Annotated in this window: 13 protein-coding genes; all 13 read right to left on the reverse strand. The window is 39.0% G+C overall.

What is annotated here, in order from left to right:
* Positions 1-213: 213 nt before the first annotated feature.
* Positions 214-2,103, reverse strand: a complete 1,890-nt coding sequence (locus H5118_RS06995) for a bifunctional diguanylate cyclase/phosphodiesterase (RefSeq protein WP_220497232.1) — start codon at positions 2,101-2,103, stop codon at positions 214-216.
* 337 nt (positions 2,104-2,440) lie between these two features.
* Positions 2,441-3,580 carry an aspartate-semialdehyde dehydrogenase gene (gene asd, locus H5118_RS07000; protein ID WP_004334779.1) on the reverse strand — a complete coding sequence of 380 codons (1,140 nt, stop codon included), beginning with the start codon at positions 3,578-3,580 and terminating at the stop codon, positions 2,441-2,443.
* 203 nt (positions 3,581-3,783) lie between these two features.
* Positions 3,784-6,480, reverse strand: a complete 2,697-nt coding sequence (locus tag H5118_RS07005; RefSeq protein ID WP_138490090.1) for a TonB-dependent receptor domain-containing protein — start codon at positions 6,478-6,480, stop codon at positions 3,784-3,786.
* 64 nt (positions 6,481-6,544) lie between these two features.
* Positions 6,545-10,633 carry a hypothetical protein gene (locus H5118_RS07010; protein WP_182748303.1) on the reverse strand — a complete coding sequence of 1,363 codons (4,089 nt, stop codon included), beginning with the start codon at positions 10,631-10,633 and terminating at the stop codon, positions 6,545-6,547.
* Between the two features lie 296 nt (positions 10,634-10,929).
* Positions 10,930-12,258 carry a lipopolysaccharide assembly protein LapB gene (locus H5118_RS07015; protein ID WP_165723864.1) on the reverse strand — a complete coding sequence of 443 codons (1,329 nt, stop codon included), beginning with the start codon at positions 12,256-12,258 and terminating at the stop codon, positions 10,930-10,932.
* A gap of 44 nt (positions 12,259-12,302) precedes the next feature.
* Positions 12,303-12,908, reverse strand: coding sequence for an energy transducer TonB (locus H5118_RS07020; protein WP_024597386.1), 606 nt, complete (start codon positions 12,906-12,908; stop codon positions 12,303-12,305).
* A 12-nt stretch (positions 12,909-12,920) separates the two neighbouring features.
* Positions 12,921-13,334 (reverse strand): biopolymer transporter ExbD, encoded by a 414-nt coding sequence (locus H5118_RS07025; RefSeq protein WP_004334764.1) that lies wholly within the window; start codon positions 13,332-13,334, stop codon positions 12,921-12,923.
* Between the two features lie 53 nt (positions 13,335-13,387).
* On the reverse strand, positions 13,388-13,915 hold the full coding sequence (locus H5118_RS07030; protein ID WP_010552929.1) for a MotA/TolQ/ExbB proton channel family protein: 528 nt from the start codon (positions 13,913-13,915) through the stop codon (positions 13,388-13,390).
* 3 nt (positions 13,916-13,918) lie between these two features.
* Positions 13,919-15,286 carry a MotA/TolQ/ExbB proton channel family protein gene (locus H5118_RS07035; RefSeq protein ID WP_004334754.1) on the reverse strand — a complete coding sequence of 456 codons (1,368 nt, stop codon included), beginning with the start codon at positions 15,284-15,286 and terminating at the stop codon, positions 13,919-13,921.
* Between the two features lie 10 nt (positions 15,287-15,296).
* Complete coding sequence (locus H5118_RS07040) at positions 15,297-16,049, reverse strand: DUF3450 domain-containing protein (RefSeq protein ID WP_004334751.1); 753 nt, start codon at positions 16,047-16,049, stop codon at positions 15,297-15,299.
* Between the two features lie 251 nt (positions 16,050-16,300).
* Positions 16,301-16,915 carry a DsbA family protein gene (locus H5118_RS07045; protein ID WP_182748304.1) on the reverse strand — a complete coding sequence of 205 codons (615 nt, stop codon included), beginning with the start codon at positions 16,913-16,915 and terminating at the stop codon, positions 16,301-16,303.
* 13 nt (positions 16,916-16,928) lie between these two features.
* On the reverse strand, positions 16,929-18,011 hold the full coding sequence (locus tag H5118_RS07050) for a GGDEF domain-containing protein (protein ID WP_182748305.1): 1,083 nt from the start codon (positions 18,009-18,011) through the stop codon (positions 16,929-16,931).
* Between the two features lie 5 nt (positions 18,012-18,016).
* On the reverse strand, positions 18,017-19,906 hold the full coding sequence (locus tag H5118_RS07055) for a methyl-accepting chemotaxis protein (RefSeq protein WP_182748306.1): 1,890 nt from the start codon (positions 19,904-19,906) through the stop codon (positions 18,017-18,019).
* Positions 19,907-19,997 lie beyond the last annotated feature (91 nt).

The raw sequence follows: 19,997 nt of genomic DNA on the forward strand, positions 1-19,997 counted from the left end.
TAATACTTTCAAATGAGCATTTTAAACATGTAAGAATTACGCAAAATTGTAACAACACTACGTAAATCGTATTTAAAATACATCGTTAATAGCCTAAGTGAAGTTAAAGTGGCTAATTTAAGTATTAACAGCAAAGGTTATACCAATTTAAAATTGCTACAAAAAATTGGGTTTATGCAGCAATGCTTAACTAAATAAAAACAGCGAGTACCTTTAATATATCAAGGATAGTGCTTGATCAAATCTAACTGGTTTACTGAATATAAAACCTTGGTATTTATCAATTTCTAAGCTTTGTAATAACGTTAACTGAGCGGAGTTTTCTACGCCCTCCGCTATTACTTGGCAACCAATCATATGCGACATGTTAGTTACCGCAGAAACAATACTTTTATCTTTTGAGCACTCACAAATATTATCAATATAAGATTTGTCTATTTTAATGTAATCAACTGATAGCTCTTTTAAAACCGATATAGAAGAAAACCCAGTACCAAAGTCATCAATAGAAATACGCACTCCAGTATTTTTTATGGCCGTAATCACTTTAGACAAATACGGTAAATTTTTAATCATGACTGTTTCTGTTATTTCTAAATGCACATTGTATGGTTTAACTGCGTATCTATTTAAAAGCGCAACTAAAAAATCTAAAAAGTTATGGTTTTCTAGTTGCAACACCGACACATTAATCGACAATCCAATATTACTATTTACGGCATTTAGCCTACTTAAGCTCGCAATAGCTTGCTCTAGTACAAATTCGCCGAGTATATTAATTTTTCCATATCGCTCTGCAATATCTATAAATTCTGAAGGGGGAATAAATTCATCATTAAACTGCCAACGAAGTAGTACTTCAAACGTAGTTATTTCATTTGTGCTTATATCAACAATAGGTTGATAGCACAGATGAAAGTCACCTTTTTCTACGCACTCTTTAATTGAGCTGCGAAGTACTTCTTCTCTTTTAAGCGATTCATGCATTCGCTCGTCAAATACCGATATTTCATTACGGCTTTTCTTACCTTCATACATAGCTACATCAGCGTATTTAATCGCCTCTGCAAGATTAAAATTTTCGCGCGTAAAATACAGCCCAACCTTAAAAGAGGGATTTACTTGATAGCTGTCCATGCTTACTGTTTTCGTTAAGGTTTTAACTAATCTAAAAACACAGTCAAAAAGTTCGTCTTCGGTGTTAGTGCGAGAATAAAAAATAAACTCATCACCTCCCCATCGACAAGCAATAAAGTCGCCTTGGGTTTGTGTTTCAACTAATCGTTTACCTGTTTGAGCCAGCACAAAATCACCAAAATCGTGACCGTATTTATCGTTGATGATTTTAAAGTCATCCATATCTAAAAATAAAACAGCTTTAATATCATCATTTTGATTGGCTAAATCAAGTTCAACATTAGAAACAAAGCTCCCCCTGTTAAACAATTTAGTTAGGTTGTCTTTTTGCTCTAAAGAAATTATTTGTTCGGTACGAAGTTGCACTTCGTTTTCTAAGTTTTCAATAAATTGATCTAACTTAAGTTCGTTATTAATTGATGATTTTACATCTTTTGCACTACGTGAAGCCGTTATAAAACACAAAATAAACCATAAAACGAGCCCTAAAACACCTAGTACATTCTCATCTTCAATAGGCTGTAAAAGTAATAAAATACTAAAAGGAACCAATAAGCAGGTTATATACGACAAGGAGGAACGAATATCTGAAGCTAAAACATTAACGCCTCCACCAGCAAGGGAGCTAAAAACAACCAATGATACAAATTTTTCCTGCATTTGCATGTTTTCATAAAACAAAATAGGAAAAGCAGCCCATGTTAAAGCCGTTAATAATAAACCTATAAAATACAGATGATATTTAAAAGCATGGGTGTTGTTAACAAATACATGGCTTGCTATTCGAAGTAATGAAATAAATGATAACGTAAAAAGCCAATAAAGTTTTTCTTGCGAGGCGCTGTGGTTAATACTGCTAAAAATAAGAAAACAAGAAACAACCGTGTTTATAGCAATTGCAGAACTAAAATAGGAGCTAACAAATGCTAATCGCTTATTGGCAAAGTTATTTGTGTGAGAGGTCATTAATGTTACTTGAATAGGCTGTTGCACAATGTAAACAGTTTACTTAAGTTCAATAATAAACAAAAGTGAACATTCATAAAAAAGTATTGTTTTAGCCTCTTAAGCGGTTTTATAAGCCATTAAACTAAAAAGGGCTGGCAAATTGCCAACCCCTTTTGTTAATACTGATTATATATTATACCAATTCGCTTAATTAAGTGATCTATTTTGAGGGAAGAAAATCGTGTCGATAACAAGGCAAAAATTTCGTTATTTAGTTGTTCTATATCAGAAATATTTAACGTAGTTAACGTCAGATTTAACCCCTCAATTGATTAAGTATTATTGCGAATTGGTATTACTCACCATCAACAATTATGCGTAGCATACGACGAAGTGGCTCTGCCGCGCCCCATAAAAGCTGATCGCCTACTGTAAATGCGCTAATGTATTTTGGTCCCATCGCTAATTTACGAATACGGCCAACAGGAATGCTTAAAGTGCCCGTTACTTTAACCGGTGTTAAATCTGTGGCACTAATTTCACGCTCGTTTGGAATTACCTTAACCCACTCATTATGAGACGCTAAAATTTCTTCAATTTTTTCTACGCTAATATCTTCACGTAATTTAATGGTCATCGCTTGCGAATGACAACGCATAGCGCCAATACGAACACATAAACCATCAATTGGCACTGGTTGCTTAGAAGAGCCTAAAATTTTGTTGGCTTCTACTTGCGCTTTCCACTCTTCTTTAGACTGACCGCTTGGCATAGGTACGTCAATCCACGGGATTAAACTGCCCGCTAATGGCACACCAAATTGGTCTTGTGGTAAGTCTTTTGAAGCCATTGTTTCACTGACTATTTTATCAATTTCTAAAATAGCAGAGCTTGGGTTATCTAATTGCTCGGCAACACTTGCATGAATAGCGCCCATTTGTGCAATAAGCTCTTTCATATTTCGTGCACCAGCACCAGAGGCTGCTTGGTAAGTCATTGGGCTTACCCATTCAATTAGGTCTTGCTCAAATAAACCGCCTAATGCAAGTAGCATTAGCGATACTGTACAGTTACCGCCAACAAACGTTTTAACGCCTTGCTCTAAGCCTTGTTCAATAACATCTTTGTTTACGGGATCTAGCACTATTATGCTGTCCTCACTCATACGCAGTGCTGAAGCTGCATCAATCCAGTAACCATCCCAACCCGACTCGCGTAATTTTGGATATACCGCATTGGTGTAGTCACCGCCTTGGCAAGTAACAATAATATCCATTTTAGCAAGTTCGCTAATGTCACTTGCATCTAGCAATGGTTTTGCGTCGCCTGCTATATCAGGGCCTAGTTGACCCGCTTGTGAGGTGGTGAAAAAGGTGGTGTCGATATGGGCAAAATCACTTTGCTGCTGCATACGTTCTAATAACACAGAGCCAACCATGCCACGCCAACCGACTAATCCTACTTTTTTCATTGTTTGTTCCACTGTTTGATTCATAAAAGATGCCTTAATACATTAAAAATTAAATTCATTGCGTGAGATTTAATTTTCATTAACGTCAAAATAACACCACCAGCGCGCTAAAACTAGTGAATAAAGTAGAACTTAAATATTTTTCATAGTCATAAAAAAGCCCTGTATTAAATACAGGGCTAATAGGTAATTAGGTTTTATTATATCCCCCTTCCTTGGGTAGAAAATTAAAACTCGTAGCTAAAGCTTAAACTAAACTCAGTGCCTTCTTCTTGACGCCAAAGTGTTAAGTTTTCTTGTTCAATTTCTTTTTCTTGGCCAAGTATATTTTTAACTTTAAAATTAACTTTAGTATTAAAGTTAGGGAAGTAAGAATAAACTAAATCAAGAGAATGAAATGACTTTTCTTCTGCGTCTTCGTTACCACGCGTACCTGGTACGATTATGCGCGGCCCAAACACGTTATAAACAACTGAGGTAGAATGAAAACCATCAGCAGAGTCATAACCCATTTGTAAGTTTGCTACCCATTCAGAATGACCAACTAAACGACGTTTATTATTAGTAACAATGTTAGAAACAGAGTCAGCTTCCAACGCCTCTTTTAGTTGTTGTTCAAATAATGAATCAACCCCATCAGCATCGTTTATGCCAAGCTCAACACTTGAATCCGATAGAGTAACGTTACCTGATAAAAATATGGCAGATAAATCATTATGAATAAAACTAAAGTCAGTTAAAAAGTCTACCTCAATACCTGTTAGTTCACCCGACTGCGCATTTGCTGTTAGTAATTGCGGAGCAGCTCCACCAACACCCGCTAACTCAACCATTTCAATTGGGTTTTCAATATCTTTATAAAACAAAGCAACTGATAGATTGTTTCCTGAAGGCATGTACCACTCAAACCTAAAGTCAGCATTTTTTAGCTTAGAGCTTTGAAGTGTAGGCGAGCCTCGCACTAAAAACTCTGTTAGTGGGTCAACATAATAAGTTGAGCTTACATCACGCATATCTGGGCGAATCGTCGTTTCACTTAAGTTTAAGCGAAACTGCATTTCTTCATCCATAATATAAGTAATTGCTAAAGAAGGAAAAAAGTTATCTTCTTTTATTGCAACTTCGCTCACTTCTTCAATTGTTCCATCAAAGAAATTAGTATGAGCCTGAAAAGGCACTGATATTTGAGAAAAGTCTTCCCAACGAATACCACCGGTTATACGCCATGTGTTTTCGTAGAAAAAGTCGGCCATAAAATAATAAGCGTCTAACTTATGTGCAGCGCTGTACTTATCACCATCTGCGGTACCATCATCAAAAATACCAGAGCCTGTAATACTTGTATAAAACTCACTATTAGCTAAATTTTCGTCAGAAAAAATTTGGTCTATGTTTGAGCCAAATGTATATTCATCTGTTATACCACGGTGCGTAATACCAAACTGAATATTACTTGCATCACGTTTTTTTTCAGAAAAATCGCCACCCACCTTAAGCTCTAACTCATAGCCATCACCATAAAACGGGATGCCCATATTCCAACCATATGTATCTACGTCATCATGCAAAGTTTGATAATCACGTGTTACGTTTGTTGCAGCAACATCTTGTAACTGCTCTGATTCAAATACACCATCATTTAAGTTAGTTTGAAAAACAACATCCAATGCGCCAGGAGCATCTCTGTTGGCGCGGCTTGTACCGGCATACCAATCAAAAAATAAATTTTCTAATTCAGGAAAGTTATGCGTCCCTTTGAGCTGCGTAGAGAACATTTCACGCTCTTCATACATAACGTCAACACGGCGTAACTCAGTAACACCTTCTTCTGACTCGTTAGCATCGAAAAAGTCACGATTACGCACTCTGTCACTCATATCATGAAGAGCTATATTCGTTAGTTCAAATTTATGGTTATTATTAAATTCATAACCTAAATTTAATGTGCCACTCCAACGAACGGTTTGTTCAGTAGATATGCCATCATAAGTTTGTGCAAAACATTTGTCTTCGCAGCCCAAACTACCTAAATTTGTACCGCTTTGCTCTTTAACTACTTCCCATTCATTGTCATAGGAAACAGCTGCAAGAACGCCAAAAGTACCTACTTCAGACTCAAACCTATCACCTAGTGCTACTGAAAAATTCATGCCTGGATCAACGTCTTTCTCAGTAGGTCCAACTTGCCAATCTAGAGATTGTAGGAGCGCTTGACGCTGCTCAAGCGTAGTACTGCTGTCACCTTCAAGTCCTGCATCACTTTTAAGCGCTGTAGAAATTAATGAAGGTAAAGCACGTGTACCATCATCGCGCCCCATCCAATCATCATCACCACCACTGTAAAAATAACCGGTGTCACTGTTAGAGGTGTTATATGAAGTACCTAACTGTATTTTAAACAAAAAATCAGAAGGAATAGATTTGGTGCGTATATTTACATTACCACCACCAAAGTGCGCTGGCATATCAGGAGAAAACGATTTCTGCACACTTAAACTTTCAATAATATCCGATGGAAATAAATCCAGTGGAACAACTGATCGAGTGGGATCTGGGCTAGGAACATACATGCTATTAAGTTGGGTACTTGAATAACGCTCACCCAAACCACGAACATAAATATATTTACCATCGACTAAGGTTAAACCAGTCACACGACGAAGCGCTGAAGCTGCATCGCCATCACCTGTGCGTGATATTTGATCAGCACCCATAATATCAGCAACAAATGCCTGATTTTGACGCTCTTGCAGTACCGCACCCGCACTGCCTTTTAATCGTTGCCCTACAGCAACAACTTCTTCTATTTCTTGCTCTTCGGCTTCGGCTGCTATAGCTGTGTTTACTGATAGCCCCATAATTGCAGCCATAACTGCGCAATTTAGTTTACAAAGAACAAGAGAAGAGGGTTTAAAAGATTTCATTTTTATACTCCGAAACAAAACAAGACATTAGCCGAGCTTTCGCTCGGCTATAATGTGGTTTGGATTAAAGACCTACCTTAACCCAACCTGCTGTCCAGTCTGTTTGTGCATCCATTGCACCAATGTAATCTACTGAATCAAAGTAACTATCTAGGCTTGAAGAATCAAAACCATTACCTAACAGTAATGACTCAGCCGAAGGCATATATCCGTTATCTGCTAAACCAAGGTCTGTGGCTGCTTGCACAGAGTTACCTGTTTGGCCTAAGAACCAAGACTCAACATTACCAGTACCAATTGCTTGCGTACCAAAGTTATTTGCTGTTTCACATGCAACAACTGAGTGAGTAACAGTTAATGTACCATCCTCTGCGCGAGGAGCTGAATCTGAACCTACACGTAAACAATTTGAATAATCTGCCCCGCCTGTCACAACCACGTTTTTAAGCATACCCGCAGTGCCTGCACGTAGACGTATACCGTTAACCCCAACATTACCAATAATAGTAACATTAGAAATTGTAGGCATTGTGAGTGGAGTTGCACTTGAATCAAACTCAGAGTTATCCGCCTCAATTGCATTATCACCTGTTGAGTCAGCTTGCTTGATAAGTACGTATTGCGCTTTACCCGTCCAACCAAATGACCAATCTAGTGAGTCATCACCAATATTAGTTAAAACCAGGTGACTGATGTTTGCAGTACCACCGAAAAATTCAACACCATCGTCCAGATTTTCATGAACGTGAATGTAATCAAGCTCTGTTTGACTACCAACACCAGCAAGCGTAATGCCGTTTAACTCATCTCCGTTACCAAGCGTTTTACCTGCTTGTTTAACTGCCACGTATTTTAAAGTACCTGAGTTATCTTCTGGGTCATTACCACCAAATTGGCCAGCGTCACCTTCAGCAGACACACCACAGTTCGCAAGCTCATCAGCGGTAGCTTCGCCTTCTTGATCGCCACACGAGTTAGCCGGTGCATTACCTAAAAGCACTAAACCGCCCCATTGACCAATAGTCGTTTCGCCACCAGTAACATCTTCAATAGACGTCATAGTAATTGGCTGAGTTGCACTGCCCACGGCCTCTATTTTAGAACCACGGCGAACAACTAAAAAGTCATCACCCGACTCGCCAATAAGCGTAGTACCAAATTGAACATATAAAGTCGTTTCATCAGCGCGGTCATTACCTACGGCTGTACGGCCTTTTAGAATCCAATGTGCATCGTTAGTTAATGTTACGTCTGAAGTGAATACAACATCAGAAGTTAACTGATAAACTGGCTTGTCTGTGATTTCAGGAAAGCTTGCTGATACATCAGTAGCAAAACCCTGCTCTAAGGCATTTTGAATATCATCAGGAAAACTTGGCGTTATAGCGACTGTCCAACCATCCATCCAGTTATTATCGCCATCAAACGCACCAATATAATCTGTTTTAGTAAAGAACGAATCAAGGTCTGACGAATCAACACCCGAACCTAATAATGGTGAGCTAGATTTAGGTGTAAAGCCATCGGTTGCTAAACTAAGACCAGCAGCTGTCAGCGTTTGGTTACCTGTTTGGCCTTCAAACCAAGATTGAACATTACCACCACCAATTGCTTCACTACCAAAGTTATTATCTTCACTACATGCCACTACTGAGTTTTCAATAGAAAGCTCACCAGATTCTGCATTTGCTACAGAGTCAGAACCCACACGTAAACAGTTTGAGTAACCTTCAGGTCCTGTAATTACTACATTACGTAGAACGCCCGCTGTCCCTGCACGTAAACGAACACCGTTAGTACCATCAGCACCTACAATTGTTACGTTAGAAATTAGTGGCTTTGTTAAAGGTGTAGCATTTGAATCAAATTCTGAGTTATCCGCTTCAATAGCGTTATCACCACCAACAGCACTTTGTTGAATATAAATATTTTGCGCACGACCTGTCCAACCAAACGACCAATCAAATGCATCATCACCAATGTCAGTAAGTACTATGTTACGAACATTTACAGTACCACCAAAAAACTCAACGCCATCATCAAGATTTTGATGAACTTGGATATATTCTACTTTTGTTGCAGAGCCTACACCCGCGAACGAAATACCATTAAGCTCATCGCCGTTACCAAGAGTTTTACCTGCGTGCTTAACAACAATATAACGAAGAACACCTGAGTTATCATCGCTAATATCGCCACCAAATTGCCCTGCATCACCTTCTGCAGATACACCACAGTTAGCAAGTTCTTCAGCCGTCGTTTCGCCAGTTTGATCGCCACACGAGTTAGCAGGAGCATTACCTAAAAGTACTAAACCGCCCCATTGACCAATTGTTGTTTCAGCGCCTGTTACATCTTCAATAGATGTCATTGTAATAGGTGCAGTTGCATTACCATTTGCGTTAATTTGCGAACCACGACGAACAACTAAAAAGTCATCACCTGATTCACCAATTAATGTCGTGCCGGCTTGAACATAAAGTGTTGTAGCGTCTGCACGGTCATTACCTACTGCTGTACGGCCATTTAAAATCCAATGTGCGTCATTTGTAAGTGTTACATCCGCTGTAAACGTTGTATCTTCAGCTAAGCGATATACTGGCTTATCTGTAATTTCCGGAAATTCGCTAGATACGTCTGAGGCTAAACCTTGTGATAGCGCATTATCAATATCAGTAGGGAAGCCACCATTAATACCAACAGTCCAACCTTCCATCCAATTAGTTGAGCCATCAAATGCACCAACTTGCGTATTTGCAATAAGCGGCGAGCCAGCAAGAGGTGTATAACCGTTGTCATCTAGCATTAAATCAGCTGGGGTAAGTGTTTGGTTAGCGTCTTGGCCTTCAAACCAAGATTGTACATCGCCACCGTTAATAACTTCGCTGCCAAAGTTATTCGCTGCAGTTTGACAAGCAACTATAGAGTTTGTAATCGTAAGTGTGCCATCCTCTGCACGAGGTACTGAATCCGAGCCTACACGTAAGCAGTTTTCATAAGTAGCTGGGCCCGTTACAAATACATTTTTAAGAACCCCAGCAGTACCCGCACGTAAACGAATGCCGTTATTGCCCTCAGCACCCACAATTGTAACGTTTGAAATAGTAGGTAAAGTTAATGGTGTTGCACTTGAATCAAACTCAGAGTTATCAGCTTCGATAGCGTTATCGCCTACGTTAGCCGCTTGCTGAATATAAACGTTTGTAGCCGAACCCGTCCAACCAAAAGACCAATCTAGCGAATCGTCACCAATATTTGTAAGTACAACATTGCTCACATTAACTGTGCCGCCAAAGAACTCTATACCATCATCAAGATTTTCATGTACTTGAATATAATCAACCGTAGTTGCAGAACCAACACCGGCAAACGTAATACCATTTAACTCATCACCATTACCTAACGTTTTACCGGCTTGCTTAACAAGTACATACTTTAAAGTACCTGAATTATCATCACTGATATCGCCACCAAACTGACCAGCATCACCTTCAGCCGATACACCACAATTAGCAAGTTCATCAGCTGTTGCTTCACCTTCTTGGTCGCCGCAAGAATTTGCTGGCGCGTTACCTAATAATACTAAACCGCCCCACTGACCAATCGTTGTTTCTTGAGCTGTAACATCTTGAATTGAGGTCATTGTAATGGGCTGACTTACAGTCCCTACCGATTCAATTTGTGAACCGCGACGAACAACTAGGAAGTCATCTCCTGTTTCGCCAATAATCGTTGTACCTTGCTGAATATAAAGCTTGGCGTTATCTGCGCGATCATTACCAACCGCAGTACGGCCATTTAAGATCCAGTGTGCGTCGTTTGTTAACGATACATCAGTAGTGAACACGGTATCTGCAGCTAAGCGATATACGGGCTTATCTGTAATAGATGTAAACTCACTAGAAACATCAGTTGCTAAACCTTGAGTTAGTGCATTATCAATATCAGTAGGAAAGCCAGTGGTAGCATTTTGTGAATCATCACGTGATGACGTTTCACCACTTGTATCGTCACCGCCTTCAATAACGTTAGTTACTGTATCACCTTCATTAATAGTTGTGTCGCCTTCAGATACTACTAAGTCTCCACCACAACCAGCTAAAGATACTGCAGTTGCAATCAAACTTACTTTGAATAAGTCAGATAATTTCATTGTTCACTCCGTTAAAGTATTTAATTATTTTTTAGGTGCTCAAATAAACTCAAGTCACCATAAAACACTTAAATAATGCTTTAAGGTCACTTGAGTTTAGCTGCGGTTACAATACGGGAGACTTATGACAAAGTAGTTACAGTTTAATAACCATAAGATGACAAAAGTAACTTATTTAGAATCAAGCAATTGGATGCTTTTATAGACGATAAAAACCGCCCTGAGGCGGTTTTAGTGTTGCGATTATGAACTGGTTTTACACGCGTTACTTGTTAATTAGTAAAGCGCTTTAAAATTTACAGTAAAGCTGTTCTAAGTGTTTCTGCATGCACTTTTTCGCGCTTTACATATTTGATCCACTGCTGTGCTAAACGCTGAGATTTTTTATGTTTTTCTGCCTGCTCGAACGCTAAAATTGATGCATCAAAATTTTGCATGTTGTACTGCGCCATACCCAGTGCAACAAATGCATTTGATTCAAAATCAAGACCACCTTTATCAAGTGCTTTACGCGCTGCATCGGCGGCTTCTTCATATTGCTCTGTATTTACAAATACTTCGGCTAAACGTTGATCGTATTTACCGTGCTCAGATAAATCAGCAGCTTTTGCAAAGTAGGTAATAGATTTTTCATCTTCTTTAGCTTGGATCATCGCCTCGGCAACAAAAGCGTAGTTTTTTGCTGTTTTTTCAGCAATATCTTTATCAATGGCATCGCTCATCACTTTTGCAGCTTTAAACGCTAAACCATTGTATAAATACACTTGCGCTAATTGGCGTAAATCAGATTTAGAGGTTAAAAATCCTTGCTGGTAAGCGGCTTCAATTACCGCCAACTGTTGTTTTTCCCTACCTGTTTCACCATACATACCCGATAACTGCACCCAATACTCAGGCTTATTATAAAGCTTTACCATGCGCTCAAGTACTTCAACAACTTTGTCAGCTTGATTAAGCGAGTAATACATTGCACGCTGAAGTACTAACCAGTTTTCCTTAGGAATTTTACCTTCGCTATCACTTAAGGAGATAACTTGGGAGATATACTCAAGCCCTTTTTTATAATCCTTTAACTGATAGTATGTTTGAGCCCTTAACAAGTAGTAGCCTTCTGTTTTAGGCTGAGTGTTAATACTGTCCCAATCATCTAAAAAAGAGATAACTTTAGTGTAATCACTATTAGCCATAGCCAGTTGAGCCAAGCTAAATGTAGTGCTTAAACGAAGTGACTCAGGAATGGCTTCCTCAGCTACCACTTTTTCAAACGAGGCAATCGCTTTTGGTAAGTCGTTTTCGTTGTAATAAATAAACCCGTAAAAGTTATGCATCATTGCCACTTCGTACGAGTTCATGCTTGCAGCTCGCTCTTGAATGCTATCAAGCGCTTCAAGTCCACCTTTAACATCACCATCGTCTGCAAGTTTTTGGGCACGAGCAAGCTGGCTATAAACCTTTTCACGTAGTGCTGGTACACGTTTCGTTTTTTGTTCTTGCTCTGCATATGCCGTAGCTACATGTAGCCCTGGAATTAGGCTTAGAGCACTTGGTGTAACAATACTTGTACTGATCGCAGCGGTACAAAATAGTGTTAACTTTAAAAGTTTAGCTGTAGGTAGTAATTTCATAATCGCCTCGCATTTCTGTCCGTTTACTCGTGGTTAATTACTAATTAACCGCTAATTTGGAAAGATATTTTGTTCTGAACACCCGCAACTTCAACGGCTTCACCGTTTACTACGCGCGGTTTATATTTAAATTTAAGGGCTGCATCCATCGCAGCTCTATCAAAAAGTGACTCAGGCTCTGCTTTTACTACTTGTGGGTCGCGTACAGTGCCTTGTTTAGTTACTGTAAATTCAACAATCACGTAGCCTTCTATGCCACGTGATAACGCACGGCGCGGATAAACTGGGGCCACCTTTACAATCGGTAAGTATTCACCATCACTTGTTTCAAGTGCTAACCCGCCGGCTAAATTTACATCCGCATCTACATTGGCACCAAAGTCAAAGTTGTTAGCATTTGCTGTAGCATCACTATTTTGCATTTGCGGTGATTCCATTGGTGGTGGCGGCTCTTTTGGTGTTGGTGGCTTTTGTGGTTTACGCTCTTTTTTTTGTACGGTTTCTTCTTTTTTCAAGCGAACAAAATCAAGTACGTTACCCTTTACCGGATCCGTCATAGCGCCTTCACCGCCAGTAATTAGTGCCTGCATGCCTAAAAACAACATAAAGGTCACTACACCGGCTATCACTAATGCAACTAAATATCGCAACATAACTAGCCCTTAAGACGCATCTTGTGCGGCAATTGATACATCAAATGCGCCCGCCGCGCGCGAGGCATCCATCACCTTTATTAACATTTCGGTAGTGGCTTTTTTATCTGCTTGAATCACAACGCTACCTTGTGGATTTTCTGCTTTTAAACGCTCGATATTGGCTTGTACTGCGCGTACATCAATTTGACGTTTATTAATCCATATCTCGCCTGTATCAGAAATAGCCACTAAAATATTAGCACGCTCTTTTTTAACAGCTGTTGCGGCTTCTGGGCGGTTTACATCAATACCGGCTTCTTTAACAAAAGAGGCAGTTACAATAAAGAAAATAAGCATGATAAATACAACGTCTAACATTGGGGTCATGTTTATTTCTTCAGCTTCGTCTTCTTGAAATAGGTTTCCTAACGGGGCTCTCATTTTTATTCTCCTAGGATAAGTGGCTTTATATAAGCCGCTTATCAAAATTTTGCTTAATGGTCTAAAACCATGCTGTCTTGTAGTAGTTCTACTTCGCGCTTAGCTTTTCGTTGTAAGTACGTTGAGGCAAATACCCCAGATAACGCACCTACCATGCCTGCCATTGTCGGAATAGTTGCTTTAGATACCCCTGATGCCATTGAACGCGCACTACCTGTGCCAGTAATTGCCATTACATCAAACACTTCTATCATGCCCGTCACCGTGCCTAACAAACCAAGTAGCGGGCACAAAGCAACCATCACATTAATCAAAGAAAGATTGGTGTTTAAGCGCATACCAGCTCGCGATATCATAGCTTCGCGTATTTGCTCTGCATTCCAGCTATCTCGTTCTGCACGGTTAATCCAATTGGCTTTAAGAGCGTGTTTATAGCTTCTAAAACCATTAAAAAAGTAAATAAATCGCTCGAGTATCAATAACCACATCGCGAAGATTAACACCCCGATGACCAAGAGAACTTGGCCACCAGTGTCGAGAAAATCACGGATAGCATTGATTGAATCAATCAATAGCACCATGGTTTATGCTCCTTTCTCGCTTCGCTCTGCAATAATACCGGCGCTCTGCTCTTGAATAGTTAACAAGATATTTTTAGCGCGCGTATTAAGTAAGGTGTATAAAAATACCGTTGGTATGGCGACCACTAAGCCCAATACCGTTGTTACTAGCGCTTGAGAAATACCACCCGCCATAAGCTTAGGATCCCCAGTACCAAATAAGGTGATTGCTTGGAATGTATTGATCATGCCGGTTACCGTACCTAATAAACCTAGTAGCGGCGCAACAACAGAGATGATTTTGATAAGTGTTAAATTACGCGTCACTTTTGGCATTTCACGTAAAATAGCTTCACTTAGTTTAAGCTCCAGTGTGTCGTGTGAAACACTTGGAAATTGATCTTTTACTTTCATTACGCGTCCAAGCGGATTGTCATCACGTGCAACTGTATCTTTAAGCTGGCGACGAATTTTACCGCCCATAATCAATAGTGAGAAAAAACGCTCAAGTGATATAAGAAGTGCAATAACACCTACGCCTAAAATCACATAACCCACTGTGCCACCTTGATGAACACGTTCTTGTGTATCAGGTGCTTGTACTAATAAACCAAGAATAGAGCCGCCTGTTGGGTCAAGTGCAAATTGCACCACGCCACTTTTAGTGCTTTGTAGCTCTTCTGCTGTTGCAGTAAAGCGCGATACAGGTTGACGTGTTAATTCACTCAAAGAATTAGTCGAGGAATTAAACTCTAAATACTTACCGTTTGATATAAGGTTAAATGCCCCCACTCGCACAACTTCTTGCTGTGCTTTAGTACCGCCTTCAACAATAACACTTGCGTTAAAACGACTTACTTTACCTTGCTCGGTCATTTCGCGTTGTAATTCAAACCATACTTTTTCAATATCTTCTATTGACGCAAGTTTTGAAGTTGAACCCATCTTTTGAGCAAGGTCATCCATAAACGTACTGCGCCCAGCAATCTGAGCAGATACTATTGATGTAGCAAATTTATTACTAGAATCCCCTGCTACTTGCTGTAACACGCCAAACAACTCTTTAAGCGAACCCATTCGTTTAGAAAGCGTGTCTGTTAAGTTAGCAAGTTTTACTTCGTTTTCTTCAAATTGCGTTTCTAGACGTTCAGATTCCACCAGCATTTGATTGCGCTTTGCTTGGGTATTTTTAAGTGTTTGTACTTGCTCGTTTTGGCGAGCAGCAAACTCTTGTTCACGTTGTTTATTTTGCTCGCTTTGAGCTGATTTACCATTTTCGAGCGTTTTAAGTAATGAATCTAAGTTCATTGGCTCTGCCGCTATACTTGCACCAGTAATGCTTAGGCTTGCAGCAAAAAGAGCTATTTTTGTCATTTGAGTAAACAATTTCATTTTCAACCTCTTATTCTGCTGCATGTACTGGCAGAGTTAACATATCTGGGGCAAGTTGTTTACGCGCAATGCGTAAACCTTTATTAATTTGGCTTATTGTAGAGTCTGGTAATGCTTCAAATGATTTTGTATCTGCATTCCAACTACCTGCTTTTTTGCCATCGCGTGTTAAGTAAATAAGCTCTAAACGGCCAATGCGTAAAAAGTCAACTTCACGCTCTTTGTCATCCACATTTAAAAGTGCGGTATAAGCTTCAATAGTGCGCCCGTAGTCTACTTCTACTTGATACGCTTCAAGTACACGGCGAAATTTTTCACTTGAGTTAATATCAGCACGATTCATCATCTCTTTTAAAGACGTAACGCGCTTAGTGCGCTCATCAGCTAAAAATGGAATATCTAAAGATACAAACTGCTCAAGACCTTCAATCATTCTAAGCATTAGCGGCGTAATTTGACGTTCAATAATAGAAACCTGATCCATTGACAGGTTTAAAGATTCCATCTCTTCTATTTGATTATTTAATTGTTTAGTTAGCTGGGCGTTGTATACAGCTAAACCATCAATCTCTTTATTGAGGGTTTTAAATTGCTGTAAACGTCCTTGCATTGAATCTGCAATCTTGTCTATTTTTGTTTGTGATTGCGCAGCTGATTTATTAATTTCACTGCTTTTATCAATAACCTTATCTAAATCGTTTGCGTGTACTGCTGCACTTGCGGCCACAATACCAGCTAAGATTAATGGTTTAACGCCTTTCATCGCATACACCTTTACTCGTTAGTTAGCGGATTTGCTAGTTTGTTTTTTTAGGTCATAAACTTTGTTATATAAATAGTTTATGACTTAATAATTCAATGAGCAGGAGTTTATAGATGAAACATGACAAGGATGTTGCGCAAAAAAGTCGCTTTTATGACAATGGTAACAATTAAGACTTACAAGGAGGTTTTAACGCGAATAAGGGTACTTACTGGCCAAATACCCCTTATTAAGAAGATGCAAAAAGCTGGTTAATCCAAAATTGAATTAATTTGATTAAGAGAATAGTGCCAATCGGTATAATTGATTTCTATAGGGTAAGCTTTATTATCTTTAATAAGCACTAGTGAGGGAAAACCTTGAATTGGTAAAGTGCGAACAAAGGATAACTCAGCTTTAAATTCATCATTAAGCTCGCTTGATGTTAGCTGCTCCGAAAACTCATCTTTATTTAAGCCAATTTTTTCAGCCAAACTAATTAATGTACTTTCATCAGAAGGGTTTTGTGCGTTTAGGTAATAAGCGTGTTGAATAGCAGCCACCATTTGAGCTTCTTTACCCGCTTTACGCGCTATAAGTGCAGCTCTGCATGCGGGATACGTTGAACGCCTTGGCTGGCAGTTGCGCCAAAAATCATAATTAAATTGCGTACCTAACTGCGCTGAAATTTTATGCCAAGTCCCCTCAAGCATCTCTTTCATATTTTTTGGCATTGGGTCTTGGCTATCGGGAGCAAGACCTCCTACTTTATATTCTATTGCCACTTTACCAGCAAGCTCTGATTTTAGCTTAAGCCAGGTTGGTGAGTAACCCCAACACCAACTACACATTGGGTCATGGACATATATTAATTTACTTTGAGACATATTAATCCTTCAACTAGTTCGAGACGACTCTATTGCGACCTGAAGCCTTTGCACTATAAAGAGCTTCATCAGCTTGCTTTAAAGAATCATCATAATCAGTTACTTTATTTACTTGGGAAATACCAATGCTACAGGTGATTGAAATACGCTGCTTGTCATCAGTAAATATAACATGCCCTGCCACGGCTTCTCGAAATTTGTTCGCAATTACAGAGGCTGTAGAGGCAGTGAGCTGCGGTAAAATAACAACAAATTCCTCACCGCCATAACGAGCCTTTAACGCAGTTGCCAAAAATTGAGACTCAAGAAGTTTGGTAAATTCTATCAATACCGTATCACCAAAATCGTGGCCATGCGTATCGTTTAAAGATTTAAAATTATCTAAATCAATTAACAATATTGAAAAAGGTAAGTACTGCTCTAGGCGTGTTTGAGCAAGCTTTAAAAAATGAGAGGTAATAAAACGCCTATTTGCTATGCCAGTAAGGGGGTCAGTATAAGCATCTTGTTTTTGCTCTAGCGTAATATCGGCAATAGCCATGTGGCTTTTAAGCCTAAAATACTCACCAATAAATGAGAATAAAAACACCATAGAAAAGGACGCTATAAAACGTGTTTTTTCTACGTTGCCATAGCTAACTTGACCAAAGTCAGGGCCGTATAAAATAACAATACAAGAAAACAGTAAGGTACAGCCTAACCAAGCACCTAATCTAACCCCTAAAGATGCAAACGTTACGACAGGATAAAACATTAGCCAATATAGCGCGGTATTATCTTTACCGCCGGTATAAACAAGTGCAATAAACATCATGCACACAATGCTCATACTTATTAATGCCACAACTTGCAGGTTACCCGTTTTTATAAAGTAGATAGAACAGCATATATTTGTAATGTTAACGATAATTAATGAAGCGGTCAGTAGTGGCGAATAAAGCTTATAATTAAAAAACACTAATACTGCGATCACCACAATTGAAATCCCAATCATGGTAAATAAAGAAAACGCTTTGCGTTGCATGTCTGAGCTATAAACACTGTCGATATTTATCAGACTGAGCCAATTTGGTTTATTCACATTTTTTTTAGTCATTAATTTTATACTTTAAACTTTTGAACCATATTTTCTAAAGCACTAAACTGTTGTTTTAGTTTGGTACATTCGTCAAGCGTGTCATTTAAGTTGGCCTTGCCTTGTATACAAAGCGAATTAATTGTTTGAATATCTGTATCTAATAACTTAACAACTTGGTTTTGCTCATCTGTTGCAGTGGCCACAGAGTGATTTGCATCGTTAATTTGTTGAATCGCTTGTATAACATGGCTCATTAAATTGCCAACAGCATCGGCTTGTTGCACGCTTTGTTCACTGCCTTCAAGGCTTGTTTTCATAAGCTCTACCGCAAGGTTTGAGCCTTTTTGCAACTGACTAACCGTGTCTTCAATCTCTTGCGTTGACTGTTGAGTGCGGTGCGCTAATTGGCGAACTTCATCTGCTACAACGGCAAAACCGCGTCCCGCCTCTCCTGCTCTAGCCGCCTCAATTGCGGCATTAAGTGCCAATAAATTAGTCTGCTCGCTTACACCTTTAATAACTTCAAGCACTTGGCCAATACTGGCTGTATGCGTATTTAAACTGTTTATAGTTTGCTGAGCTTTTTCCATATTACCCGAGAGCTGGTGGATAGTTGCAACACTGTGGCTTAATGCTTCTTGGTTTTGTGTTGAGTGTTCATCTGCATTTTTAGCAAGCTGCGATGCACTCTCTGCATTACTTGAAATATCCATTGATGTGGCAGAAAACTGGTTGATAGCTGCTGCAACGCTATCGGTTCGTTTACTTTGATCATCATACATAGACAGCGAAGAATGTGTTTGTGATACCAAGCTCTCAATAGCTGTATCTAATTGCTTTGTAGACTCTTTTACTTGTTCTATTGAATGCTGAATTTTTTCGATGAAAATATTAAATGAATAGCTTAAATCGCCAAATTCATCGTCGTTTTCAACGGTTAAACGCCTTGTTAAATCGCCCTCACCTTGTGCTATATCTTTAATAGCATCGTTTAAACGATTCATTGGCTGCATTAAATAGCGTAATAAAAGCTGCATCATAATTATAATAGTGATAATTCCTATCACCATAAAAACAGCTGCGGTTTGGCCAAAATTAGAGACACTGGCATACGCTTTATCTTTGTCTATAACAACACCTAGGTACCAATCTACGTTTTCAATACCACTAATTTTTGTAAACGAAATAAGCTTAGACTCTCCGTTTATCTCGTACTGGGTAAACTCACTTTGTAAAGGTGTATTAGTGCCAAATATGTCTGATGTATTTTTTAAGTTTAACTGAGCATTTGGATGGCTTAACACTTGGCCTTTATTATCGAGTAAAAAACCATAACCGAGTCCTAAAAAGTCAATATCGTTGATAATTTTTGTCACGGTCTGCATATCAATATCGGCACCTGCAACGCCGCTAAACTGACCATTTTGGAGTATGGGTACTACCGCTGAAATTGTAAGCTCGTTAGTGGTTACATCAATATAAGGAGTTGTAAAAGCGGTATTTGATTTGTTTTCGACTAATTTATACCAAGGACGAGAAGTCGCATCAAAATCTGCAGGTAATACAACCGTTTGATCGTTTAATATAAACGTGCCGCTGGATTTACCTATATAAGTATTTTTAAAGCTTCCAGCAAGCTCTGCTGTATTTAGTTGTGAAAGGGTGAGTGCTTTAGAATCATTAGCTTTATGGGTTTTAGCAATTGATATAACAATCGCCAACTTTGCATTTAACCAACTCGCTATATTTTGTGAAACAGATTCGGAATTTTGTTGCAATACCAAGCTTAACTGCTGCTCGGTTTGCTTGCGCATCGCAATGTAGTTATTAAAAGTAAATAACCCTAGCACCAAAACCAAAATTAAGGAGGCTGCAATAGTCACTTTGGAAGTAAATTTCAACGAGTTAAGCATATACACCCTTTTTATTATTTATCGTTATTAGCCTTACTGTTTTAGCAAAAATTTAGCTAAATGTCCTAGTAAAAGAGACTTACAGTTAGGT

Source organism: Pseudoalteromonas sp. SR41-1, assembly GCF_014164015.1.
Classification (GTDB): domain Bacteria; phylum Pseudomonadota; class Gammaproteobacteria; order Enterobacterales; family Alteromonadaceae; genus Pseudoalteromonas; species Pseudoalteromonas distincta.